This is a genomic window from Volucribacter psittacicida (assembly GCF_004339025.1).
In the GTDB taxonomy this organism is placed as follows: Bacteria; Pseudomonadota; Gammaproteobacteria; order Enterobacterales; family Pasteurellaceae; genus Volucribacter; species Volucribacter psittacicida.
The window spans coordinates 127,121-153,646 of the sequence record NZ_SMFT01000004.1; the positions used below are offsets into that span (position 1 = coordinate 127,121).

At 38.4% G+C, this 26,526-nt stretch carries 22 protein-coding genes; 5 read left to right on the forward strand and 17 right to left on the reverse strand.

Annotated features, from left to right (window positions below):
- Positions 1 to 89: 89 nt before the first annotated feature.
- The 15 genes from rho to EV694_RS08745 form a co-directional block, all read right to left on the reverse strand.
- On the reverse strand, positions 90 to 1,352 hold the full coding sequence (gene rho / locus EV694_RS08675) for a transcription termination factor Rho (protein ID WP_132691569.1): 1,263 nt from the start codon (positions 1,350 to 1,352) through the stop codon (positions 90 to 92).
- Between the two features lie 214 nt (positions 1,353 to 1,566).
- Positions 1,567 to 1,887, reverse strand: a complete 321-nt coding sequence (yciH, locus tag EV694_RS08680; protein WP_207859816.1) for a stress response translation initiation inhibitor YciH — start codon at positions 1,885 to 1,887, stop codon at positions 1,567 to 1,569.
- A 106-nt stretch (positions 1,888 to 1,993) separates the two neighbouring features.
- Complete coding sequence (gene pyrF, locus EV694_RS08685) at positions 1,994 to 2,701, reverse strand: orotidine-5'-phosphate decarboxylase (RefSeq protein WP_132691573.1); 708 nt, start codon at positions 2,699 to 2,701, stop codon at positions 1,994 to 1,996.
- Between the two features lie 21 nt (positions 2,702 to 2,722).
- Positions 2,723 to 3,910 carry a lipopolysaccharide assembly protein LapB gene (gene lapB, locus EV694_RS08690; RefSeq protein ID WP_132691575.1) on the reverse strand — a complete coding sequence of 396 codons (1,188 nt, stop codon included), beginning with the start codon at positions 3,908 to 3,910 and terminating at the stop codon, positions 2,723 to 2,725.
- A gap of 1 nt (position 3,911) precedes the next feature.
- Positions 3,912 to 4,202: a LapA family protein gene (locus EV694_RS08695; protein ID WP_132691577.1), complete on the reverse strand. Its 291-nt coding sequence runs from the start codon at positions 4,200 to 4,202 to the stop codon at positions 3,912 to 3,914.
- Positions 4,203 to 4,323: 121 nt separating this feature from the next.
- The gene (locus tag EV694_RS08700; RefSeq protein ID WP_132691579.1) at positions 4,324 to 4,602 is read right to left on the reverse strand and encodes an integration host factor subunit beta; all 279 of its coding nucleotides are present in this window, start codon (positions 4,600 to 4,602) and stop codon (positions 4,324 to 4,326) included.
- Between the two features lie 191 nt (positions 4,603 to 4,793).
- Positions 4,794 to 6,440, reverse strand: coding sequence for a 30S ribosomal protein S1 (rpsA, locus tag EV694_RS08705; RefSeq protein WP_132691581.1), 1,647 nt, complete (start codon positions 6,438 to 6,440; stop codon positions 4,794 to 4,796).
- Between the two features lie 101 nt (positions 6,441 to 6,541).
- Positions 6,542 to 7,213: a (d)CMP kinase gene (cmk, locus tag EV694_RS08710; RefSeq protein WP_132691583.1), complete on the reverse strand. Its 672-nt coding sequence runs from the start codon at positions 7,211 to 7,213 to the stop codon at positions 6,542 to 6,544.
- Between the two features lie 182 nt (positions 7,214 to 7,395).
- Complete coding sequence (locus tag EV694_RS08715) at positions 7,396 to 7,821, reverse strand: universal stress protein (RefSeq protein WP_132691585.1); 426 nt, start codon at positions 7,819 to 7,821, stop codon at positions 7,396 to 7,398.
- An 81-nt stretch (positions 7,822 to 7,902) separates the two neighbouring features.
- The gene (locus EV694_RS08720; RefSeq protein WP_132691587.1) at positions 7,903 to 10,542 is read right to left on the reverse strand and encodes a TRAP transporter permease; all 2,640 of its coding nucleotides are present in this window, start codon (positions 10,540 to 10,542) and stop codon (positions 7,903 to 7,905) included.
- Positions 10,543 to 10,652: 110 nt separating this feature from the next.
- Positions 10,653 to 11,615 carry a TAXI family TRAP transporter solute-binding subunit gene (locus EV694_RS08725; RefSeq protein ID WP_132691589.1) on the reverse strand — a complete coding sequence of 321 codons (963 nt, stop codon included), beginning with the start codon at positions 11,613 to 11,615 and terminating at the stop codon, positions 10,653 to 10,655.
- A 299-nt stretch (positions 11,616 to 11,914) separates the two neighbouring features.
- A complete protein-coding gene (locus tag EV694_RS08730; RefSeq protein WP_132691591.1) occupies positions 11,915 to 13,066 on the reverse strand; it encodes a 5-methyltetrahydropteroyltriglutamate--homocysteine S-methyltransferase in 1,152 nt (383 codons plus the stop codon).
- A gap of 95 nt (positions 13,067 to 13,161) precedes the next feature.
- A complete protein-coding gene (argG, locus tag EV694_RS08735; protein ID WP_132691593.1) occupies positions 13,162 to 14,496 on the reverse strand; it encodes an argininosuccinate synthase in 1,335 nt (444 codons plus the stop codon).
- 124 nt (positions 14,497 to 14,620) lie between these two features.
- On the reverse strand, positions 14,621 to 15,949 hold the full coding sequence (locus EV694_RS08740; protein WP_132691595.1) for an NAD(P)/FAD-dependent oxidoreductase: 1,329 nt from the start codon (positions 15,947 to 15,949) through the stop codon (positions 14,621 to 14,623).
- Between the two features lie 176 nt (positions 15,950 to 16,125).
- Complete coding sequence (locus EV694_RS08745; protein ID WP_132691597.1) at positions 16,126 to 16,953, reverse strand: SDR family oxidoreductase; 828 nt, start codon at positions 16,951 to 16,953, stop codon at positions 16,126 to 16,128.
- Positions 16,954 to 17,230: 277 nt separating this feature from the next.
- On the opposite strand from EV694_RS08745, the gene EV694_RS08750 reads away from it, so the two are divergent.
- The gene (locus tag EV694_RS08750; protein WP_132691599.1) at positions 17,231 to 18,415 is read left to right on the forward strand and encodes a pyridoxal phosphate-dependent aminotransferase; all 1,185 of its coding nucleotides are present in this window, start codon (positions 17,231 to 17,233) and stop codon (positions 18,413 to 18,415) included.
- Positions 18,416 to 18,483: 68 nt separating this feature from the next.
- Here the strand turns inward: EV694_RS08750 and ompA are convergent, their stop codons facing one another.
- Positions 18,484 to 19,542, reverse strand: a complete 1,059-nt coding sequence (ompA, locus tag EV694_RS08755; protein ID WP_132691601.1) for a porin OmpA — start codon at positions 19,540 to 19,542, stop codon at positions 18,484 to 18,486.
- A gap of 513 nt (positions 19,543 to 20,055) precedes the next feature.
- Here ompA and ydiJ point away from each other — a divergent pair.
- From ydiJ to EV694_RS08775, 4 genes are read left to right on the forward strand one after another with little or no spacing between them, the layout of a single operon-like run.
- Positions 20,056 to 23,145 carry a D-2-hydroxyglutarate dehydrogenase YdiJ gene (ydiJ, locus tag EV694_RS08760; RefSeq protein WP_132691603.1) on the forward strand — a complete coding sequence of 1,030 codons (3,090 nt, stop codon included), beginning with the start codon at positions 20,056 to 20,058 and terminating at the stop codon, positions 23,143 to 23,145.
- Positions 23,142 to 23,561: a hotdog fold thioesterase gene (locus EV694_RS08765; protein WP_132691605.1), complete on the forward strand. Its 420-nt coding sequence runs from the start codon at positions 23,142 to 23,144 to the stop codon at positions 23,559 to 23,561. Before ydiJ ends, EV694_RS08765 begins: the two co-directional genes overlap by 4 nt.
- A complete protein-coding gene (gene hemH / locus EV694_RS08770; RefSeq protein WP_132691607.1) occupies positions 23,558 to 24,520 on the forward strand; it encodes a ferrochelatase in 963 nt (320 codons plus the stop codon). The genes EV694_RS08765 and hemH overlap by 4 nt, the downstream gene beginning before the upstream one ends.
- A 4-nt stretch (positions 24,521 to 24,524) precedes the next feature.
- On the forward strand, positions 24,525 to 25,208 hold the full coding sequence (locus tag EV694_RS08775) for a YoaK family protein (RefSeq protein ID WP_132691609.1): 684 nt from the start codon (positions 24,525 to 24,527) through the stop codon (positions 25,206 to 25,208).
- Between the two features lie 78 nt (positions 25,209 to 25,286).
- Here the strand turns inward: EV694_RS08775 and EV694_RS08780 are convergent, their stop codons facing one another.
- Positions 25,287 to 26,276 carry an amidohydrolase family protein gene (locus EV694_RS08780; RefSeq protein WP_132691611.1) on the reverse strand — a complete coding sequence of 330 codons (990 nt, stop codon included), beginning with the start codon at positions 26,274 to 26,276 and terminating at the stop codon, positions 25,287 to 25,289.
- Positions 26,277 to 26,526: the final 250 nt, after the last annotated feature.

Sequence of the window (26,526 nt, forward strand, 5' to 3'; positions counted from 1 at the left end):
AAAAAAGTGCGGTCTATTTTAGCGAAATTTTTTATAACAAAAAAGCGAAACAAAAATGGGCGAGAAGCTCGCCCATCAAAGAAGAGAAGTTAAGAACGTTTCATAATCTCAAAAAATTCATCATTGGTTTTCGCCATCATTAACTTGTCAATTAAGAACTCAATGGCTTCCACTTCACCCATAGGATTAAGAATTTTACGCAAGATCCACATTTTTTGTAATTCTTCTGGCGTAGTAAGCAGATCCTCTTTACGAGTACCTGATGGATTAAAGTCAATAGCAGGGAACACACGTTTTTCTGCGATTTTACGAGAAAGATGTAATTCCATATTCCCTGTACCTTTAAACTCTTCAAAGATCACTTCGTCCATTTTTGATCCTGTATCCACTAAGGCAGTGGCAATAATGGTCAAGCTACCGCCCTCTTCCACATTACGAGCCGCCCCAAAGAAACGCTTAGGACGATGTAAGGCATTGGCATCAACCCCCCCTGATAAAATTTTTCCCGAGGCTGGTGTTACCGTATTATAAGCACGAGCTAAACGCGTAATAGAATCCAACAAAATCACAACATCTTTCTTATGCTCCACCAAACGCTTGGCTTTCTCAATCACCATTTCGGCGACTTGAACATGGCGAGATGCAGGCTCATCAAAGGTTGAAGCAATCACCTCCCCTTTCACTGAGCGTTGCATTTCAGTTACTTCCTCAGGACGTTCATCAATGAGTAAGACCATTAACACACATTCAGGGTAATTATGGGTAATGCTTTGGGCAATATTTTGAATTAACATGGTTTTCCCCGCTTTCGGCGGTGCCACAATCAAACCACGCTGTCCTTTACCAATCGGCGAAGCTAAATCTAAAATACGTGCGGTTAAATCTTCTGTTGAACCATTACCACGCTCCATACGCAAACGATCATTGGCGTGTAATGGTGTTAAGTTTTCAAAAAGGATTTTACTACGAGAAACTTCTGGACGGTCATCATTGACCCGATCTACTTTTAATAAAGCAAAATAACGCTCTCCCTCTTTCGGCGGACGAATTTTGCCCTCAATGGTGTCGCCAGTACGCAAATTAAAACGACGAATTTGGCTCGGCGATACATAAATATCATCAGGGCCAGCCAAATAAGAGCTATCGCTTGAACGTAAGAAACCAAAACCATCAGGTAAAATTTCCAACACCCCTTGCCCAAAAATATCTTCACCACTTTGAGCGTGCTGTTTTAAAATTGCAAAAATAATGTCTTGTTTACGTAAACGAGCTAAGTTTTCCAAGCCCATTTGTTCTTCACCAATTTTCACAAGCTCTGGAACTGGTGTATTTTTTAATTCTGTAAGATTCATAATTGAGGATTATTGAGTTGATTAATGATTGTTAATATTAAAGAATTGGTTAGGTAAGTTTTTAACTGGGCTAAAGTTACCATTAATTACTGACGCTGTCTAGTTTTTATCATAGGAAAAGATAAAATATTACCCTAAATTAATCAAAATCAGTAACTTGAACAAAATAAAAACAAAAAATTAAATATGATTTAATCAATAAAGGGGAATATAATTAACCCCCTGCTAATTTTACCTTAAAGCCTTTTTGTTCCAAAAGTTGCTTTAAAAGTTCACGTTTTTCACCTTGAATTTCAATGTTAAAACCTTTTACCGCCCCTCCGCAGCCACAACGTTTCTTTAGCTCTGAAGCAAGTTTTTGTAGCTCGCTTTCTGTTAGATCAAGCCCTGTAATCACACTCACCCCATTGCCTTTTCGCCCACTAACTTGGCGTTGAATTCGTACAATGCCATCTGTCTTTGGTCTTTCTGGTTGAGGTTTTTGTGTTTTTATCCTGCCGATTTCCGTAGAATAAACGAGTTCATTTGTCATCATTATCCCTTTATATAGACTATTATCGCCTTTCCAATTTTAAATAGGCAAGATAGCACGCCGAAAACTGTACAAAGAGTACAACAAGGCGTGCTAACGCCGTATCATTTTAAAGTGAGCAACTATCATTTAATGATTGATTAATTTTCTTCAATACTGCAACAGGATCCGCTGATTGGGTAATAGGACGTCCAATAACTAAATAATCTGATCCCGCTTGAACAGCCTCTTTAGGCGTCATCACACGACGTTGATCGGCAACATCACTGCCTTCTGGGCGAATTCCCGGTGTAACCAATTTAAAATCAGCACCGCATTGTTCACGCAAAATGGCGACTTCTTGTGGCGAACAAACTACGCCATCTAATTCTGCTCGCTGGCATAATCTGGCTAAGCGAATGACTTGTTCCATTGGTGAAGTATTGATACCAATTTGCAATAAATCCACATCTTCCATACTGGTTAATACCGTTACCGCAATTAATAAAGGCGCATCTTTGCCATAAGGTTCTAAAATTTGTTTAGCGGTTTCCATCATACGCAAACCACCGCTGGCGTGTAAATCCACCATCCAGACCCCCAAATCTGCGGCAGAGCGTACCGCTCTTGCTACTGTATTTGGAATATCGTGGTATTTGAGATCAAGAAAAACTTGAAAATGGCGTTTATGTAATTGCTTAATAAAATCGGTACCTAAAGTGGTAAACATTTCTTTGCCAACTTTTAAACGACATAAACTTGGATCAATTTGATCCACAAGCGTTAAGGCTTCACGCTCTGTTTCATAATCGAGTGCTACGATAATTTTGCTCGTCATAATTTACCCCTGAATTTAAGACTAATTTTCTATAGTTTGTATTGGTTTAATGCTTTCCCATTGGCGACAAGATGGGCAGTACCACATTAATTTATGGCTACGATAACCGCAATTTGTACAATGATAAGCAAAGTTCTGTTTAATGCGTTCGTTGACCATATTATGTAATAAAATTAAACTTTCCTTCCCGCTTCCCGCTTCTGCTTCATCAATTTGATATTGGATAAAGCGGTAAAATAAATTCATACTAGGTAAACGATTAAGTTGTTGATAAAGTTTTGCTTGGGCAGCCGATTTGCCATCTTTTTCTTCAATTAAATCCGTCAAAGCAAGTATTACCTCGCTATTTGCACATTGCTGACTTGCTCGAATAAGGAATAATTCAAAATTTTCCATTTGTTGTAATTGTTGATAACAATATTTTAGATCATTTAATGCTTCACCAATATAATCCGCATTTTGCGACAAAATATTTTCTAAATATTGCACCGCACTTTGATAATCTTGTCGATTAATCGCCAATTTGGCTAATAACATTGATGCTCTGGCACAAGACTTTGATACCTGCAAGGCCGATTGCAATAACTGCTCAGCCTGTTTTGGTTGCTGTTCAAATAAACTAAATGCGTATTCACAATAATAATGAGCAAGTTCAATATTATTCGTTTTTGGGACAAGTACAGCAAGTTTTTCTGCCACATTAATGGCTTTTTTCCATTCTTTGGTTTTTTGATAAATACGGGCTAATTGTTGTAATGCCCCCTCTGCAAACTCAGGCTCATCAACCAATAAAATATAGAGGTTTTCCGCACGATCATAAAAACCGACAGTAAGAAAATCCTTTGCAAGCTGTTGTTTGGCAAGTAGTTTTTGTTCAAAACTATAATCCGGACTACGATCTAAGGCTTGATGAATACGTAAAGCACGATCCACTTCACCGCGAGAACGAAACAGATTACCTAACGTCAATTCCGCCTCAAAGCGGGAACCTGTATCAATTTCATTTTCTGATTGTTGCTTTTGCAACATTGCTAAAAAGAGATCGACTGCCTTTTCCTGCTGGTTTGAAAGTAAAAGATTGACTCCCGTAACATAATCACGAGAGATTTTATTACTCATATCTTCCTGATCTTTTTTTGCACTACGATGCCCCATATACCAACCATAGGCAACCGCTATCGGCAAAAGCAGAAACAGTAATTCAAGCATCTTATTCAGCCTTACGTACTGCTGTTAATTCACTAATTTGTTGTGCTTGACGTTTGACTTGACGTTGTAGGGTAAGATTTTTGAACTTTAATTTTAGATAGAAAAAGCCTGTAATTAACCAACCAAGAATTAATCCAAAGCCAAATAATATTGCAACTAATGTGGATAATTGAAATTGTTGTTGTGCGATTAAATAATTAAACGTAATAATTTGATCATTATTCGCACCGATAGTGACAGCCACTAAAACGATACCTAAAACAATAATCAAGCCTAAAATATACTTTAACATTGGTTCTTTACCTCTTTAATCCCAAATTGCACTGTCCATTATGCCAAAAATCCCCAATGGGTTATAGCAAAATTTTTAGAAAAACAAAACGACACATAAAAGTGTCGTTTAAATTAAAAAATTATAAATCAACACGTTCCCTTAACTCTTTTCCAGCTTTGAAATGAGGAACATATTTAGACTCTAATTTAACTTGTTCACCTGTTTTTGGGTTTCGTCCAATGCGAGGTTGACGAAAATGTAAGGAAAAACTCCCAAATCCACGAATTTCAATACGATTTCCCTTTTCTAATGCCGCTGCCATTTGATCAACCATTTCCTTAACGGATAATTCAACATCTTTCATATTGATCTCTGGGTTTTTATCAATTAAATTTGCTATAAGTTCTGATTTGGTCATAATGATCCCCTACTATTTTTTAAACGAGGCAAATAGCCATTTAGATTAACTACGCTTTTATTATTAAGCTAAAACAAGATAAGACAAGACGGTATTATTTTAACCAGTAAAACATAATTAAGCCAAAAAACTATAAACCTTATTATAAAAATAAATATGGTGAGAAAACTCTCACCATATTTCGCTAAAAATTATTCGCCTTTCGCTGCTTTAAAGGCTTCAGCCATTGCATTTGGAATAGCAACATCTTCTTGCTTATTCACATTAGCAACTGCTGCCGCTTCTTCCGCTTGATCTTTAGCACGAACAGATAAGTGAACGATTCTTGCTTTACGATCAAGACCAGTATATTTCGCTTCAACTTCATCACCAGCATTTACTTCGCTAGTTAAGTCAGCCGCACGAATATAACCTTCTACGCCACCTTCTAATTCAACTTTAGCACCTTTAGCATCGGCTTCAACAACTTTTGCCGTTAATACTGCACCTTTTTTGTTAGCTGCAACAAAGTTATTAAATGGATCTTCTTCAAGCTGTTTAATACCTAAAGAAATACGCTCTTTCACTGCATCAACTTGTAACACAACAGCGGCAACTTCATCGCCTTTTTTGTAGTTACGAACAGCTTCTTCGCCTGGTACATTCCAAGAAATATCAGATAAATGTACTAAACCATCAATACCGCCTTCTAAGCCGATAAAGATACCGAAGTCAGTGATAGATTTAATTTTTCCTTCAACTTTATCGCCTTTATTATGGGTTTCAGCGAATTGTTGCCATGGATTTGGTTTGCATTGTTTTAAACCTAAAGAAATACGACGACGCTCTTCATCGATTTCCAATACCATCACTTCAACTTCATCACCTAAGCTAACCACTTTAGATGGGTGAATGTTTTTGTTTGTCCAATCCATTTCAGACACGTGAACTAAACCTTCAACACCGTCTAAAATTTCTACGAAACAACCATAATCGGTTAAGTTAGTAACTTTACCTGTTAATTTGCTACCAACTGGGTGATTTTCTGCAATCGCAATCCAAGGATCTTGACCTAATTGTTTTAAGCCTAAAGAAACACGAGTACGATCTTTGTCAAATTTTAATACTTTAACAGTAATTTCATCGCCAACATTAACGATTTCACTTGGATGTTTAACACGTTTCCAAGCCATATCTGTGATATGTAATAAACCATCAACGCCACCTAAATCAACGAAAGCACCGTAATCTGTTAAGTTTTTCACTGTACCCTTAACTTCTGCACCTTCCGCTAGGCTCGCTAATACTTCTTCACGATCTTGGCTATTTTCAGACTCGATCACTGCACGACGAGAAACAACAACATTGTTACGTTTTTGATCAAGTTTGATAACTTTGAATTCTAATTCTTTACCTTCTAAATGTAAGGTATCACGCACTGGACGTGTATCAACTAATGAACCCGGTAAGAATGCACGCACACCGTTTAGCTCAACTGTGAAACCACCTTTCACTTTACCGTTGATTAAACCGACAACAGTAGCCTGTTCTTCGTATGCTTTTTCTAATTCAATCCAAGACTCATGGCGTACGGCTTTTTCACGAGAAAGTTTAGTTTCACCGAAACCATCTTCCACAGCGTCTAAAGCCACATTGACCACATCGCCCACTTGAACTTCTAATTCACCTTGAGCATTTAAAAACTCTTCTACAGGGATCGCTGATTCAGATTTTAAACCTGCGTCAACAAGCACAAAGCCTTTTTGAATAGCAACAACAGTACCGCTAACGATTGAACCTTGACGAGTTTCAAGTTCTTTTAATGATTCTTCAAATAGTTGAGCAAAAGATTCTGACATAATTAATCTTCTAAATTTATACAAATAACGACCACTTTAATTCCCTTAAAAGTGGGGTTGATCACAATCGTTTATTCATTCCTTGAATAAACAAAACCCTATTATAATTTTAGCTTCTGAGCAATATAGGCTAAGGCTTGTTCAACAACTTGTTCTATAGATAAGGTTGTTGAATCTAGCAACAAAGCGTCTTGCGCAGGGATAAGCGGTGCAACCGCCCGATTTCTATCACGCAAATCACGTTCTTTTATCTCGGCTAAAATCTGGCTAAAGTTACCATTAATTCCTTTACTTTGCAACTGTTTAAGGCGTCTTTTCGCCCTTTCTTCCGCACTTGCGTCCAAAAACAATTTCACAGAGGCTTCTGGAAAAACCACTGTTCCCATATCACGCCCATCGGCAATAAGCCCGTTATTACGAGCAAAATCGCGTTGTCGTTGCAATAATGCCGCCCGAACTTGTGCAAAAACCGCCACTTTTGATGCCGCTTCCGCCACAGGTTGCGTGCGAATTTCTGCACTGACATCTTGCCCATCAAGTAAGACTTTAACTTCCCCTTGCTCCGCTAAAAATTGAATATCTAGCTCACTGGCTAACTGTGCCAGCTGTGTTTCATCGGCAAGATCAATGGCTTTTTTTAATGCGGCTAACGCCGTAACACGATAAATCGCTCCGCTATCTAACAAGGCAAAGCCTAATTTTTGTGCTAAGGCATAACATAATGTCCCTTTTCCAGCACCGCTCGGACCATCTACCGTAATAATGTTATTCATGTCAATTAATCCTTAATTTATCAATAAACTGCATTGTAGTCATTTCAATTTAAAATAAGACAAGGCGGCACGCCGAAGACAGTACAATTAGTACGGCGAGGCGTGCCAACGCTGTATTATTTTAAAGTGGAACGACTATATTATACGCTATTTTAGGTTCTGTTTATTATCACGACACCCATTTATTTCAGGATTAATACGGGCTTATTACCATATTTGGCTACACGCCTCGTATTACTGCTTAACCCTGCCATATCAGGTTGGCTACTGGCTAACATTAAGATTAATTCAATATCTTTTTCTTCCGCAATACGGTTAATTTCTTCATAAATGGTGCCATGGGCAACAATATGCTGCACTTTCGCTTGCGCTGGAAAATGTTGCTGAGTAAATTGGTGTAATGCCTTATTGACTTCTTCTACTAAAGATTTATCAAAATTTTTCGGTAAAAATGCCGAAATAAAACTATCATCAACAGGCTCTACAATGGTTACCACACGAAAAATAGGATCAGCGACTTTTTCTGTTAATTGTAAAGCGGTATCCACCACATATTTTGCGGTATCTTGATTGTTTAAATCAATCACGAGTAATAATTTGCGGTACATAATGATTTATCCTTTGTGATCAAAATGGGAAAAGTGCGGTCATTTTTAATAAAATTTTCTGAAAAATAACCGCACTTTCACTTATTTGCCTTTTATTCTACGGCGTTGATTTAGCATAACACCAGCAACCAATAAGAATGCTGGAATAAATATCCATTCTTTCGCCAAGGCTGGTTGTGGTAACGCCACATCAAGAATAGTTTGATCCCAGTTTAAGCCTGCTTTAGCCGCTGGGGAATCAATTTCTACATTATCAATTAAGATCTTTTCTATGGATTTACCCTCAACCGTTATTTTCTCGCCCGTATCTAACAACATTAAGCCTAAGGCTTGTAAACGCTGTTCCGCATTTTCTCCTTTAGGTACAGCTAATTGGGTATAGAAAGTGATTTCTTTACCATAAGGATTTAAACCTGATACTTCCAGCTTAATTTGCTCTCCCACAGGTAACGTCGCCAATTCTTGTTCAAATTGGATCGGCTCAATATGACGTTCTGATGGCGAAATATATTCCATAAAGAAGCCTGGGCGGAATAACATAAAAGCAGCCACAATAAGTACCAATGTTTCCCAAAGTTTATTTTTGGTGAAGAAATATCGCATTGTTGCGGCGGTAAAGACTAATATTCCTGCTGTCGCCGTAATAAAGACTAAAATACCTTTTGCCCAACCAACATCAATCAGCAATAGATCTGTATTAAAAATAAACAAGAAAGGTAAAATAGCGGTTCTTAGGCTATAATAAAACGCTTCTACCCCTGTTTTTATCGGGCTACCGCCAGAAATAGCCGCTGCCGCAAAAGAGGCAAGCCCCACTGGTGGCGTTACATCTGCCATAATGCCAAAATAGAAGACAAATAAATGCACAGCAATGAGTGGCACAATTAATCCGTTTTGGCGACCTACTTCCACAATAACCAATGCCATTAAGGAAGACACCACAATATAATTGGCGGTTGTTGGCAAGCCCATACCTAAAATCAAACTAAAAACGGCAACCAAGATTAACATTAATAAAATATTACCCATTGATAACATTTCAATAATGCCTGATAGCTGAACGCCGAAACCTGTCAAAGCAACCACGCCCACAATAATCCCAGCGGTTGCGGTGGCGATACCAATACCGATCATATTTCTCGCACCAGCCTCTAAACCATCAATAAATTCCGTTACGCCTTGTTTAAATAATTGGCTTTTATCGGTTTGATCTTGACGGAAAAAACTTAATAATGGACGCTGAGTAAGTAAAATAACCATTAACGCCATTGTTCCCCAGAAAGCAGATAAGCCCGGCGACATACGTTCAATCATTAAACACCAAAGTAAAACCACCACAGGTAAGAGATAATGTAAGCCTGCATTTACCGTTGGTTTGGCGGAAGGTAATTTCACGATTTTTGCATTAGGATCATCAGGTTCTAAGTCAGGGAAGCTGGCTACTCGACGTAATAATAATAAATAGACAAGTGCCAATAAGATACAAACAATGGCAAAAGAAAAATCAGGGAAAAACTGTTTTATCCAGCCCAAGGTAAACTCAAGGGCAAAATACAACACACAAATAATTAAGAAATTCGCCAAGGTACGGATCAACATTACTAACATTGGACGAGGCGGATCAGTACGCTCCAAACCTCTTAATCCCATTTTACAAGCCTCTAAATGCACAATATACACCAAGGCAAGATAAGAAATAAACGCAGGTAAAAAAGCGTGAGTAATTAATTGGCTATAAGGCATATTGACATATTCAATCATCAAAAATGCCGCTGCCCCCATAACAGGTGGCATAATTTGCCCATTCACCGAGGAAGCCACTTCCACTGCCCCTGCTTTTTCTGGGGTAAAGCCGACCCGTTTCATCATAGGAATGGTAAAAGTCCCTGTGGTTACCACATTGGCAATGGAAGATCCTGATACCAGCCCAGTCAATGCAGAAGAAACCACCGCCGCTTTTGCCGGCCCACCACTTAAATGCCCTAAATAAGCAAAAGCAGTCTTAATAAAATAATTTCCCGCTCCCGCTTTATCCAATAAAGCACCAAATAGCACAAAAAGGAAAACATATTTGGTAGATACGCCCAAAGCAACACCAAACACCCCTTCGGTCGTTATCCATTGCTGATTAATAATTTGTGACAAAGATCCCGAACGATGGCTTATCAACCAGTTAGTGGGTAAATATTGCCCAAAAAAGTTATAGAGTAAGAAAACTGAGGCAATAATCACTAAAGGCAATCCTAAACTGCGGCGACAAGCCTCAAGTAATAAAATAATACCTAAACAGCCCGCTAAAATATCCTGTGTATTAGGTGCACCAAAACGAGTAACTAGCCCTTCATAGAAGAAAATATAATAAGCCCCTAAAAATGCCCCTAAGGTGGCAAATAACCAATCTTGATAAGGAACACGATGTTTAGGCGAGGTAGCAAAGGCGGGAAAAGAAAGGTAAGCAAGAAATAACGCAAAAGCAAGATGAATAGAACGTGCTTTGGTATCATCAATGACCACATTTAAATTAATGCCCCAATCTCTTAGCACCTCTTGCAACCAAAAAGGGAAAGGTGAAGTATAATAAAGTTGAAAAATTGACCATAATATTGCAGTAACAACAATAATTCTTTTGCTTAACCCCGTAGGATTACGCCCACCTGAATCATTTGAAGCCACCATATCTTGTAAATCATCATAATCAACTTTTTTCGTTGTTGCCGACATATTTCCTCCGACAAAATAATCTAACGCAATGAATTATCATAATTCATAAGAATATTAATAAAATAATGAAATAAGGCAGACAAACTGCCTTTGATCACGAGGAAAAAGAATTATTGAATCCAACCACGTTCTTTATAATAACGCACTGCACCATCATGTAGCGGGGCAGATAAGGCATTCTTAATCATATCTTGCTCTTTTAAATGAGCAAAAGCGGGGTGCAAACGTTTAAAACGATCAAAGTTATCAAATACCGCCTTAACCACCGCATAAACTTTATCATCATCAACATCAGCAGAAGTCACTAATGTGGCATACACCCCAAAACTCTCAACAGGCTCATCACTTCCCTTATATAATCCACCAGGAATAATGGCTTTCGCATAATAAGAATGATCCGCAACTAATTTATCAATAGCCTCGCCAGTCACAGGCACCAAATGCACATCACAAGAAGCGGCTGCTTCTTTTAATGCACCATTTGGATGCCCCACATTATAGGTAATAGCATCTAAATTGTTATCACACATAACCGAAGCCATTTCCGCTGGTTTCAATTCAGAAGCAACTTTAAACTCTTTATCAGTCCAGCCTTTTGCCGCAAGAATCACATTCATGGTTGCTCTCGTACCTGAACCAGGATCGCCCACATTCACACGTTTACCTTTTAAATCATCAAAAGATTGAATACCCGCATCATCACGAGCCATCAAGGTAAAAGGTTCTGCATGTAACGAAAAGATCGCACGCAACTTATCATTTTTCTTGCCTTCAAAGGAACTTGTACCATGATAAGCATGATATTGCCAATCCGATTGTGCAATCCCCATATCCATTTGTTGAGCGGCAATAGAATTTAAATTCCCTACCGATCCCCCGGTAGATGGTGCATTACATTTTACTTGCGTTTTTGCTGTATCACGATTAACCAACTGGCAAATAGATTGCCCAACCACATAATACACCCCTGTTTGCCCACCAGTCCCAATGGTAATAAATTTCTCTTGAGCCTGCACAGACAACGCTCCCATAGCTAATGCCGACACTAAGGTATATTTAAATAATTTTTTCATAAATAATCCCCTTACATTTTGAGTTATTGTTAATGATGTTGTGTTATCCCTAAATCTCCTCTAGGGAGAATTAACATATACTCAACTTTTATGACTTACACAATGAGATCTGAGAAAAAAAGTGAAAGATTTACTCTTATTTACAATACAAGGCTTCTTCCATTTGAAAGAATTCAAGGGAGAACAGAACGCTGAGTACTGTACAAAAAATACGGCGAGGTATGTCAACACATATTAGTTTAAAGCAAAACAACCATAACAAACAAAAAACGTGGCATTAAAGCCACGTTTTGTTTTTTCTATGCGTTTTTTCCCCACACTTCTTCGGCGATTTCTCGAATAAAGTTTAATTTATCCCATTGTTGCTGTTCCGTTAGGATATTGCCTTCTTCGGTGGAGGCAAAGCCGCATTGTGGGCTTAAACAAAGTTGATTAATATCCACATATTGTGCTGCTTCTTTGATGCGCTTAATAATTTCGGCTTTATCTTCTAACTCACCGCTTTTTGAGGTCACTAAACCTAATACTACTTGTTGATTTTTAATGAAACGTAGCGGTTTAAAGTCGCCAGAACGGTCGCTGTCGTACTCTAAGAAAAAGCCATCTACATCACAATGCCCAAATAACTGCTCTGCCACTGGCTCATAGCCACCAGAAGAAAACCAAGTGGAGCGGAAATTACCACGGCAAATATGCATGGTAATCGCCATATCCGCTGGGCGATCCGCAATGGCTTGATTAACCATTGCCACATAGTCCTTAGCTAATTGGTCTAAATCAATGCCTCGTTGCTGATAAGCTGCTCTTTTCTCTTCGGAACACAATTCGCCCCAGCTGGTATCATCAAGCTGTAAATTGCGACAACCTAGCTCATAAAACTTTTGGATCGCTACTTTATAACTTTCAGCAATATCCGTTAATAACTGTTGATGATTGTCCGCATAGCGTGCAATGGGTTGATAATCCGTTTCTCTCACTGTACAAATAAGGTGCAACATAGAAGGGGAAGGAATGGTAAATTTAACAGGATAATCCCCGGCAATTTGCTGTAATGAACGGTAATGGGCTAAAAATGGGTGATCATCAGGAAAAGCCACTTTATCTACAATTTTTAGGGTTTTGGGTCTGACACTATGATGTTTAAATTGTACTGAAAATTTTTCTGCCTCAATTTCTTCTACGCCACTTAATGCCGCTAAAAAATCCATATGCCAAAAGGTGCGGCGAAATTCGCCATCGGTAACCGCATGTAAGCCCACTTGCTTTTGTTTTTCAACGAGTTTGGCAATTTCTTTATCTTCAATATCTGTCAATTCTGAGCAAGAAATATCACCACAAGCACATTGTTGGCGGGCTTGTTTAATCGCTTCTGGGCGCAAAAAACTGCCGACAATGTCAAAACGGTAAGGGGCTTTAGTTCGAGGTTTTGCCTGTTCAAATAAGGTTGTCATTTTCACTCCGATGATTAATAAGGTTAAAAATTTTGCTAAAACAAACCGCACTTTACTAGGCTAAGTATAAGTGCGGTCTATTTTTAAATCATTTTTTATTTACTTTCTAATTTTGGCAAGATGCTGTCTTTATCGCTGGTTAATAATCCCACTTGCGAATAAATGCCTAATTTGCCACGAGTATCAACAATATCTAAATTACGCATGGTTAATTGCCCGATACGATCAAGAGGATCAAATGGTGCATCTTCCACTTTTTCCATACTTAAACGCTCTGAGGCGTAAGTGAGGTTAGGAGATTCGGTATTTAAAATGGAATAATCATTACCACGGCGTAATTCTAAGGTTACTTCGCCAGTAATTGCTTTCGCGACCCAACGTTGAGTGGATTCACGCAACATTAATGCTTGTGGATCAAACCAACGTCCTTGATACAATAAACGTCCTAAACGCAAGCCGTTAATGCGGTATTGTTCAATGGTATCTTCATTATGAATACCTGTGATTAAACGTTCATAGGCAATATGCAATAATGCCATTCCTGGGGCTTCATAAATACCCCGTGATTTTGCTTCAATGATACGGTTTTCAATTTGGTCAGACATACCCAAGCCATGGCGACCACCAATGTGATTTGCCTCTAAAAATAATGCTACGTGGTCGCTAAAGGTTTTACCATTTAATGCCACTGGTACGCCTTCTTCAAAGCGAACTGTAACGGTTTCTGCCTCAATTTGCACATTTTCGTCCCAGAATGCGACGCCCATAATTGGCTTAACAATTTTGATACCTGTGCTTAATTCTTCCAGATCTTTCGCCTCGTGAGTCGCACCCAGCATATTAGAATCGGTAGAATAGGCTTTTTCCACTGACATTTTATAATCAAAGCCATTCGCAATTAAAAATTGCGACATTTCAAAACGTCCGCCTAATTCATCAATAAATTGCTGATCAAGCCAAGGTTTATAAATTTTTAATGCAGGATTGGTTAATAAGCCATAGCGATAAAAACGTTCAATATCATTACCTTTAAAGGTTGAGCCATCGCCCCAAATATGGACATCGTCTTCTTTCATTGCGGCGACCAGCATTGTTCCTGTTACCGCTCGCCCTAATGGGGTGGTATTAAAATAGGTTGCTCCGCCAGTAGAAATATGAAAAGCGCCACATTGAATAGCGGCGATCCCTTCATGTGCTAATTGCGCACGACAATCAATTAAGCGTGCATTCTCTGCCCCATATTCCATAGCTTTACGAGGAATGGCATTGTAATCTTCTTCATCAGGCTGCCCTAAATTTGCTGTATAAGCATAAGGTAATGCTCCTTTTTGTTTCATCCATAACAATGCGGCACTGGTATCTAAACCACCAGAGAAAGCAATACCCACTTTTTGTCCTTTCGGTAGATGTTGTAAAATTGTGTTTGACATACTCATTCCTATTATTAAGTGATCAAAGAATACATAAAGCAATCGTTTGCTTACGATTAAGCATAGGGAGTTTATTATCAATGAAAAGTGCGGTAAAGTCTACCGCACTTTTAAGGATTAGAGATTAATGTAATTTTAAGGCTGGTTTAATAAAACGATTAATACGGCGAATTAAGATCATCACGCCCGTTTTTAAACAGCCATGTAAGGCATGATGGTGCATACGATAAAGGGAAATATAAGCAATACGTGCTAATTTACCCTCAATCACCATAGACTTATCTTCCTTACCAATATTACCTAATGCAGTAAACTTAGATAGGGACACCAAAGAACCCTTATCATTGTAAACAAAAGGTTTTAAGCTCTTGTTATCAAATAATGCCACAATATTTTTATAACAACGTTTTGCCATTTGGTGTGCCGCTTGCGCTCTTGGTGGCACTGGCTTGCCGTTTGCTTGCACTAAGAACGCACAATCGCCGATAGCAAAAATACTGTCATCAACGGTGGTTTGTAAGGTGTCTTTAACATGGATTTGATTGATACGATTAAGCTCTAAGCCATCAAATTGTTGCGAAACCGAAGACACTTTTACCCCCGCCGCCCAAACAATTAAATCCGCTTTAATCTCTTCGCCATCACGCGTGGTAAGTTGATTCGCACTGGCTTCGGTAATCATCGTATTTAATTTAACAATCGCCCCTAAGCCCTCTAATTGGGCTAAAACGGATTGAGAAATACGTTCAGGCAAGGCAGGCAATAAACGACTGCCTGCCTCAACTAAGGTAACCTGTAAACAATCACTATTAATTTTGCCATAACCATAAGATGATAAATCCTGTGCGGCATGATAAAGTTCAGCACAAAGCTCCACGCCTGTTGCTCCGCCTCCTACAATGGCAATATTGACTTTACCCTCTTCCACTAAACGTTGTTTACTTTCACTTTCTCCAATATCATCTAAAGCACGATTTTCTGAGAATTTTAAGAAAAGTTCGAGCATTTTGTGTTGAAAGCGTAAAGCCTGTTCTTGTCCATCAAGGAAAATACAATTTTCCTCAACACCTTTGGTATTGAAATCATTGGATTTACTACCAATGGCTAAGACTAAATAATCATAAGGAATACGACGTGCAATCACAATCATATCGCCGTCCATACCATAGACTGGAGCAAGCTCAACATATTTTTTCTCACGATTAATACTCATGATCGAACCTTGTTCAAAATTAAAACTGTGATTTTTTGCATGAGCCCGATAGCTTAAAGCATCAACCCCTTCATCAAGTGAACCTGATGCCACTTCGTGTAACAAGGGTTTCCAAAGATGTGTCGAATTTTTATCAATAAGCGTAACATTAGCACGAGATTTCGCACCAAGTTTATCGCCTAGAAAGGTCACAAGCTCTAAACCGCCTGCTCCTCCACCAACAACAACGATATTTTTCATATTGCTTTCCTAAGTTTGATTTTACAAAAAAATGATAATTCTATAACAATAGCGAGAATTATATATAACAATGGCGAGCTATTATAGTAAAAAATAACAATATGGCGAGAGAGTTTACTTTTTATACAAAAGAAACGTTAAAAATCGCCCAATAAGCGGTGAAATGAGTCTTATTACTAACAACTAATCATAAGATAAGGATCAGGATATTGATAAACAAAATCTAACTCTTGGCAAATTTTATCTCCCACAATAATACGTTGTGGATCTTGCGCTGAACAAACAAAGGGCGGTAAGTTTATACCAAATTTTTGTGCGGCATATTGATAATAAGCCTGTTTGGTAGGATGAATCGGAGCAACCAAATGATATAAACGTTGATAGCTTGGGGTTTCTAACAATAGTTGAATGGCTCTTGCACAATCATCTAAATGCACTAAATTCACAGGTTGATTGCCTTGCTTAATTTGTTCTCGTTGGCTTAAACTGTGTACTGGGTGGCGATCTGTTCCCACTAATCCAGCTAAGCGAATAATATCCACATCAATATTTTGGAAACTGAGCAAGCGTTGTTCTATCTCAAGTAACCCTTTGGCAATTTCTGAATCAGGCATAGGCATAATACTTTCGTCAAATCGCCCAGCCTTATTAGGAAAAACAGAGGTGGAGCTGATAAAGATAATATGTTGTACTCCGCATAATACCGCTTCTTGAATCACATTTTCTACGCCAATAACATATTGCTGAATATCAAAAAAATATTGGCTTGGAGGAATATTAATTACCAAAGCATCCACAGAAAATAAATGGGTCAAATCATCAGGTGCTGCATTAATCTCTGGCATTAACTCTAAATGATAAGTTTCTAAGCGTAACAACCGCATCGCTTCCACACCTTCATGGGTACGTTTACTTCCCTTCACTTGCCAGCCTAAATGCTGTAAATGTTTCGCTAAAGGTAAACCTAACCAACCTAAGCCAACAATAGATACGGATTTATTCATAGTTTTCTCCCCAATATTTTGTCATAAGGGTAACTTTCTCTTTCTTATAGGTCAATAAACAATATAGGGAATTTGTTTATATTTCATATCAATGAATGAAAATAAATAAAAAAGGCTTTTCTTTTAAGAAAAATCTAAATAATATTTATTTCGATAACACAATAGGGTTATTCAAACGATAAATATCGTTTCCAATTTAAAATAAGACAGAATGCACCAAGACTGTATTATTTTAAAGTGAGACGACTATAAATATTTCACTTTTAGGAAAAAATATATGCAAAACAAAACTTTTAATCATAACCGACGTCATTTTTTACGTAGTAGTTTAGCAGGATTAGCTGGACTCTCAGTGGCTTCATTAGTAAGTGCAAATAAAGTGATTAACGATAACTTAACGGTATTAAGTGAAAACTTTGTCCCTCCCACGCCACAAAAATTATTAGAGTTACATTATAATGAAAATGCCATAGGAATGTCGCCGAAAGCAAAATCCGCCGCAATAGAAGCTCTCAATACGGGTAACCGTTATCGCTTTACCGAAGCGGAACCATTGCGTGCTTTAATTGCTCAAAGTCATAATGTAAAAGAGGAAAATATTTTATTTAGTGCTGGCTCTTCTGATGCGATTCGCATTGCCATAGCCGCTCACGCAACACCTGGTACGCAATTTGTTGTTCCAGAATTAACCTATGGGGACGGCGAAGATTTTGCTAAGGCCTATAATTTAAAGATTGCTAAAATTAAATCAAATCCTCAAGACTGGTCTATTGACCTTAAAGGTATGCAAGAAGCAGTAGCAAAATATCAAGGACCAAGTATTGTTTATTTAGTAAATCCAAATAATCCAACTTCAACAATCATTAAATCAAATGAAATTGAAACTTGGATTAACAGTAAACCTAAAGACACCTTATTTATCTTAGATGAAGCCTATGCTGAATATGTCAATAGCCCAGATTATCGCTCTGTTGATTATCTTATTGCACAAGGGGCGGATAATGTGGTGCTACTAAAAACTTTCTCTAAAATTCACGCCATGGCAGGTATGCGTGTGGGTTATACAGTCGCTGTCGCTGATAAAATCAAGCAACTACAAGATCATGTAGAGTTAGATTCTTTAACCCTTTCTAATCCATCTATTCAAGCTGCAACAGCCTCTATACAGGACAAAGACTTTTTAGCTTATAGTAAAAAAAGTAATGACAGCGCAAGAGAAATTTATCTCAATACCTTGCAAGAGTTAAATATTGAATACCTTCCATCTGAAACAAACTTTGTTTTCCATAAAATTAAAGGCGATATTGAAGCGTTTAGACAACGTATGTTGGAAGAAAATATTAAAGTTGGTCGTCCATTTCCTCCTGCCAACGATTGGTGCCGAGTTTCAGTAGGTACTACCGATGAAATGATTTATGTTTCAAATAAACTAAGAGAATTTCGCCAAAAAGGTTGGCTCTAATAAAATAGAACAAAGCAATGAAATGAAAAATCCCAGCCTAAGCTGGGATTTTTACGACCTAAACGTTATTACATAACAACAGTTTGAGATCCCTGTACAGAAACTTCAACACGACGGTCTGGTGCTAAACAAGCGATTAATGCTTTACGACCTTTAACGGCATCACAAGTGTTGCCAGTTACAGGGTTAGCTTTACCATAACCAGTAGCGCTGATAGTTTGTGGTGCAACACCTTTAGATACTAAGTAGTTAGCCACAGTTTCAGCACGTTGTTGTGATAATTTTAAGTTATAAGCATCAGAACCGATACGGTCTGTATAACCAGCAACATTTACCACTGGTGCATTGAATTTAGCGATTTCGCTGTAAACACCGTCAAGAGAAGATGCTGAGCTATCTTTTAAGTCTGCTTTACCGAATGCAAATAATACATCTGAATCAAACGCAAAAGTTTTGGTTACGATTTCAGGTGCAACAGCTTGTTGAGTTTGACCGAAACGGTAAGATAAACCTGCAGTTACAGAACCGATATCTGGACGATAATCTACACGATTACCATCTTCATCTTTCAATTTACCTACATTATTTAACCATTGATATTCAACACGTAATGCTAATTGTGGTAATGATGGTAAATTATACTCTAAACCACCTGCAAATACTGCAGAAGTTCTTAAGCTATGTTGACGATAGTCCCAAGCAGCTGCATTTTCAAACCCTTTAGAAATTTTGTAGTCTGAACGTACTAATGCCGCACCAACTCGAGCATAAACATCTAAACCTTCAAGAACAGGATAACTTGCTTTTAAGCTAACATGCGCACCATGGTTAGTGTGTTTAGAATCCACTTGACTACGAGTAGTGAATTTAGCGCGACCAAAATCATCATAACCTACTTCTACCGCGAAGTTATCAGTAATTTGATAACCCCCAAATACACCATAGGTTACAGAATTACGTTTAGTACCGAAAGCTGCTTCACGATCTTCGAATTGCTCTAAACCATCGTGGAAAGATGCCCAACCTGCTTTGGCACCTACATAAAAAGTATTTGCTTGTGGCGCAGCTTGAGCCACAGATGCTACTGCTAAACCAGCAACGGCTAATGCGATTGCAGTTTTTTTCATTTGATGTTCCTCTTAATTAGTCATCTAAAATTTAAAGTATCAGCTGAGATTAGCTAAACCTAAACACAACCGATTGATTGTGCATCCTCATCAATTTTTCAAGTAAGCTAGTAATAAATTGAACTTTATTAACAAACCCCACTCTAATCATTTGAATCGGATTCCCTTTGCCTTTTGAAATTAATAAGTAACTTTAAAGTCTAAAAAACTAAAAGTACTACTTCAAAAAGTTAGCGCCTATTATCCCCTGTACCAAACAGAAAATCAATTTTTTTAAATCAATATTTGAAAATTATTGTATTCTTTTGTATAGAAAACTATTTAAAATGGAAAAATCACTTAATTTTCTTCCATAAAAATCCATTCATTTCATTATTCATTTAAATCATAAATTATAGTCTGCTCCATTTTCTTTGCATCAATCTTATAAATTAGCATTTTAAAACTAAAATCCTATGATAGAATGCTTAAACCCTTGTTTATCATTATCATTAAATTGCTAGAGTAATCATTATGATCCCCTGTTTACAAGATGTTCCTCAATTATCTCCCTTAGTTGATCGTTATTTAACTGATTTATCCGCTCAACATTTTGGTGGAGATATTGCTACGCGATATTCGGATCGTTTAAGCCTAGCGACGGATAACAGCGTGTATCAACAATTACCACAGGCTATCTTATTCCCCAAATCCGTCGCCGATCTCGTCATTATCACTAAACTGGCACAAAAAGAGGATTATCAATCTTTAACCTTTACGCCAAGAGGAGGAGGAACAGGCACTAACGGGCAAGCCCTCAACAAGAATATTATTATTGATTTATCTCGTCATATGACGAATATTCTTGAGCTTAATGTTGAACAGCGTTGGGTGCGTGTACAAGCTGGGGTCGTCAAAGATCAACTCAATCAATTTCTTAAACCCTATGGTTTATTTTTTTCGCCCGAACTTTCTACCAGTAATCGTGCCACCATTGGCGGTATGATTAATACTGACGCCTCTGGGCAGGGATCATTACAATATGGTAAAACCTCGGATCATATTTTAGCCCTTAAAGCGGTGCTAATGAATGGCGAAGTATTACAAACTCAAGCACTAAAAACAGAGGATTTTCACACCGCACTTGAGCAAAGCCCCCTTTCCCATTATGGCAAACATTTACACCAAGAAGTCTATCAGCATTGCAAACAAAAACGCTCACAAATTTTGCGAGATTTACCTCAATTAAATCGCTTTTTAACAGGTTATGATCTAAAAAATGTGTTTAATCATGATGAAAGCGAATTTAATTTAACCCGTATTTTAACAGGCTCAGAAGGTTCATTAGCCTTTATTGCTGAAGCAACCCTTAATCTTACGCCAATTCCCAAATATCGTACGCTGATTAATATTAAATATCGTTCTTTTGATTCTGCTTTACGCAACGCCCCTTTTATGGTGAAAGCCAATGCGTTATCCGTAGAAACGGTGGATTCTAAGGTATTAAATTTAGCCAAAGAGGATATTATTTGGCATTCGGTGGAACAATTATTACAAGAAGATCCTCAAGATCCCATTTTAGGCTTAAATATTGTGGAATATGCCGGCAATAACCAAGCCTTATTAGAAAAACAAGCTAAGCATTTATGTCAGCAGTTAGAACAAAAAATCGCTCAGCAACAAGATGATATTATCGGCTATCAAGTGTGTTCTGATCTTACCTCAATTGAACGCATTTATGCGATGCGAAAAAAAGCGGTGGGCTTGCTGGGTAACGCGAAAGGAGAAGCCAAACCTATTCCTTTTGTAGAGGATACCTGTGTACCGCCAGAAAATTTAGCGGATTATATTGCGGAATTTCGTGCCTTATTGGATCAACATCAATTAGATTATGGTATGTTTGGGCATGTGGACGCTGGGGTGTTGCACGTTCGTCCCGCCCTTGATTTATGCGATAAACAACAGGTACAACTGTTTAAACAGATTTCCGATCAAGTGGTTGAACTGACCTTGAAATATGGCGGTTTGATTTGGGGTGAGCATGGTAAAGGTGTGCGCTCCCAATATAGCGATCGCTATTTTACCCCTGAATTATGGCAAGAACTTCGCTATATTAAGACCCTATTCGATCCCCATAACCGTTTAAACCCTGGTAAGATCTGTACCCCATTAGATAACGCCGATGCGCTTTATTCTATTCTTTCGCCAATGCGAGCTGATTATGATCGGCAAATTCCGATCCAAATGAAGCAAGAATTTCGTGGCGCAATGAATTGTAATGGCAATGGATTATGCTTTAATTTTGATGTACATAGTGCTATGTGTCCCTCAATGAAAGTGAGTAAAAATCGTCTTTATTCGCCCAAAGGACGAGCGGCAATCACGCGAGAATGGTTGCGTCTTATGGCAAATCAGCAAGTGCGTCCTGAACAATTAGACTTTGCCAATACAGAAGTGAAACTTACCGATTTAGTCAAAAAAGTGCGTAACTCTCTGCAAAAATGGCGAGGACAATATGATTTTTCCCACGAAGTAAAACAAGCTATGGATACTTGTTTGGCTTGTAAAGCCTGTGCCAGTCAATGCCCAATTAAGATTGATGTGCCAAGTTTCCGAGCGAAATTTTTCCATTTTTATCACAGCCGTTATTTACGCCCTGTGAAAGATTATGTGGTGTCCAATGTAGAATATGTTGCTCCCTTAATGGCAAAACAAGCGAAATTATTTAATTTACTAACAGGGGCAAAATTTGTAGCCCCCTTGGCGGAAAAAGTCTTAGGTATGGTGGATTTACCCTTACTTTCCACGCCCTCATTGCAACAACAATTAGTGAATATCCATTATCAAGGTTTATCCCTTGAACAGCTTGAGCAATTAAGTGCGGTAGAAAAACAAAAAATTTTATTTGTGGTGCAAGATCCCTTTACCTCTTATTATGATGCCAAAGTGGTCGCCGATTTTGTACAACTTTGCCAACAGCTTGGCTTTAAACCTGTGGTATTGCCTTTTAAACCAAATGGCAAAGCACAGCATATTAAAGGCTTTCTTACTCGCTTTGCCAAAACAGCCCAAAATCAAGCGGATTTTCTTAATAGAATGGCAAGTTTTGGCGTACCTCTAGTGGGGGTTGATCCTGCCATAGTGTTATCTTATCGTGATGAATATAAAGAAATTCTTGGCGATAAACGCGGCGATTTTCATGTATTAACCGCCCACGAATGGCTCAAAACCCAGCTGAATAATGGCGAACTTAAAAATAAATTAAAAAACCACCGCACTTTTACGCCACACACTTGGTATCTTTTCCCTCATTGTACGGAAAGTACCGCAATGCCAAATAGCCCCAAAGAATGGCAAGATATTTTTGCCTTATTTAATCAGCAACTTAATACCGAAAAGGTCGGTTGTTGCGGTATGGCGGGGACGTTTGGGCATGAAACCCAACATATCAATATGTCAAAACAAATTTACCAATCCTCTTGGGCAAATAAACTTGCCGATAAAGATCCCGCTTATTGCTTGGCAACAGGCTATTCCTGTCGTAGTCAAGTAAAACGTATGGCACATTGGCAACCTAAACACCCTGTGCAAGCCTTGCTCAGTTTATTTGAGGTAACACAATGATTTGGCAAAAAAATTATAGCCTTGAGCAAATAAATCAATTTAATCAACATTGTGCCGTCAGCCATTTAGGCATTTGTTTTAGCCATAAAGATGATAACAGCTTAACTGCCACCATGCCGGTAAATCAACATACCAAACAACCTTTTGGCGTATTACACGGTGGATTGACGGTTGCTCTGGCTGAAACGGTGGGATCAATGGCGGGATTTTGCTGTGTTGCCGAAGATAAGATCGCTGTAGGCAGTGAAATCAATGCCAGCCATTTACGCCCCGTAAAATCAGGCATCGTTACTGCCACTGCTAGTCCTATTCGTTTAGGTAATCATCAACAGGTTTGGCATATTGATGTTTATGATGAACAACAACAACGTTGTTGTGTCGCACGTTTAACCCTTTCAATAATCAAAAAAGTATGACAAAAAAAATCGGAATTTTATTAGCCAACCTCGGCACCCCAGCTCAACCCACAGCCAAAGCGGTTAGCCGTTATTTACAACAATTTCTTAGTGATCCTCGTGTTATCGATCTACCAAGGTGGAAATGGCTCCCTATCTTGAAAGGGCTTATCCTACCAAGACGAAGCAAATGGGTAGCCCAAAATTACCAAAGTATCTGGACACCAGAGGGATCGCCTTTATTGGCAATAGGTCGCCAGCAACAAACCTTATTACAACAAGCCCTAATTGAACAAGGTATTCAGGCTCAAGTGGAACTGGTAATGACCTATGGCGAACCTAGTATGCAACAAGGCGTAGATAATCTAATACAACAAAAAGTGGATCAAATCATTGTGCTTCCTCTTTATCCTCAATATAGCAGCACCACAACCGCCTCGGTCTTTGATGCTTTTGCACAAAGTTTACAAGCACACCGCTATATTCCCCCTTTTGATTTTATTCATTCTTATCACCTTGAACCCCAATATATTCAAGCCTTAGCGGATAGCGTAAGCCAAACAGGTTTAAAGGATTTCTTATTATTTTCTTTCCATGGCATTCCTGTGCGTTATGAACAAGAGGGCGATTATTACCGCCAACATTGTTTAGCCACAGCCCAAGCCGTAGCTGATAAACTTCAACTTGCTAATGATCAATGGCAAGTGAGTTTCCAATCTCGTTTTGGCAAAGAACCTTGGTTACAACCCTATACCGATGAATTTTTACAACAAGCGCCACAACAAGGCATTAAAGCCATTCAAGTGATTTGTGCAGGATTTGCCACAGATTGCTTAGAAACCTTGGAAGAAATTGCCGTAGAAAATCGTGAAATCTTCCTACAAGCTGGGGGCGAAAATTATCATTATATTCCAGCCTTAAACAGTCGTGCTGAGCATATTACATTATTGAGCCACTTAATCCTGACAAAAATCAAATAGTAATATGCAAAATCCATTAAGAATTATGCCGCAAAATAGTCGCCTTATTGCGGTTTTGCTTGCTTTTATTAGTGGAGCGGCTGATGTGTATAGCCACTCACAATTTCAATCATTAGTGGCAACCCAAACGGGCAATTTTATTTTAATGGCAAATGATTTATTAAATGGTAATTTTCCTGAATTGCTTGCCAAGGCACAATCATTGCTATTTTTTACCCTAGGTTTTGTTTATGGGGCAAGGGTAAAACAGCGTGCGAAAACCGCTTATTGGCGTAGTTATACTATCGCCCTCTTTTTGTTATTTAGCTTAGGTGTGCCACTGCTCACAGGCTTTCAATTTATCCAAGTGGCTTTATTGGCTTTTGGCACAGGATTAATTATGCAAACCTTTAATGACGGTAAAATTGAGGATAAGCCCTATACGGTTATGGTCGCATCAGGAAATTATCGCAAAATGCTAAATAGCTGGTATACCTATCATCAAGAGAAAAACGCCAATTTAAAGCATATTGCAATCAATTATAGTGCCTTGATTATCAGCTTTATTTGTGGCGTCATCATTAGCGTAATCGCTTGCAAAATATTCCAACAATATGCCATCTGGCTTATATCTATCGTGGTTTTAATTATCTTAGCGGTTTATAGTTGGACAGTTTGGCGATACCAGTTAGCGCAAAAGAATAAATAACTCAGTATCGTTGTTTCAATAAAAAATGAAGCAAGGAAGACAAAAACGGCGTATAAATCATACGCCGTCTTTTCTCACTTAAACCTCTAACCCCAACACTTTACGTCCATTGGTGCTGGCGATTTCTACCATAGCATCTAAATCAGGAAAACGACAGCCTGCGGATAACAAACTTAATTCTTGCCACATATCGCCCTCGCACAACGGCACCATATAATCGCAAATATTATCTGTCCCAATCGCCACCGTAATGCCCTCAGGAATCATCTCGTCCGCCGGGGTCAATGCATTATGAAAAGGCATTAATTCCTCTTTTCGGTTACTATCAATCCATGCCATTGGACAAGCAATCATCATCATTTTAGCTTGTCGCATTTTCTCATATAAGGCATAACGATAATCCTTGTTATGAGAACCAATAGAAATCCCATGAATTGCCACTACCCTACCTTGCATACCATGCTCAATGGTTTTATCACAAAGCTGCTCCGTTTCTTTTTCCGTTGGCGTATTAAATTGATCCACATGAACATGGCACATAATTCCGCGAGATTTAGCCGCATCAAGTAAAATATCCATTGCCTCTAATCCCTTACCATAATCTAATTCATCACGATAAGGCAAACCACCGATCATATCCACCATATCCGCACCAATATCAAACCACTGCTTTGCCACAGGATCAATCACACCTTTTAAGGTTTGATTGGCAAATTTAAGCACAATATCGTTCTTATACACTTCCCTTGCCCGATGTGCCGCAATAATCGCCCGATCCTCACACACAGGATCAATATCCACAAAAGTACCAAACGCCGTTACCCCTTGTGAAATCATCAACTCAATGGCTTGGCTAAAACGTGCATAATAATCCTCTACACTTGAATGACGCTTAATTTCATCAACCAAATCCCATTTTTGCTGTAAATTTGCCGTACGATAAATATGAATATTATCTGGCGTCATAGTAAAGGCACGATCCGCGTGAGCATGGGCATTTACCCACCCACCTTTTTTAATGATTTCATCTCTGATATAAGATTTTAATGTAGGGATTAAACTACTCATATTAGCCTCGATATACTGAAATTAAAGGGAAAAGACCGCCAAAAGATAGGAAAACCAATAGAGAGAATGTAGTAAGATTAATCAAAAACGAATAAACCACACAAAAAATCCTCCGTAAAAAATAAGGAAAATTCTTGTGCAGTAGGTAGGGAATGTTATGAAAAATTCTCTGATTTTTAATTAATAACATTTATCTAGTCCTAGGTTGGCACTAGGCGAATAGTATAAAGACTTAGCGAATAAAAATATA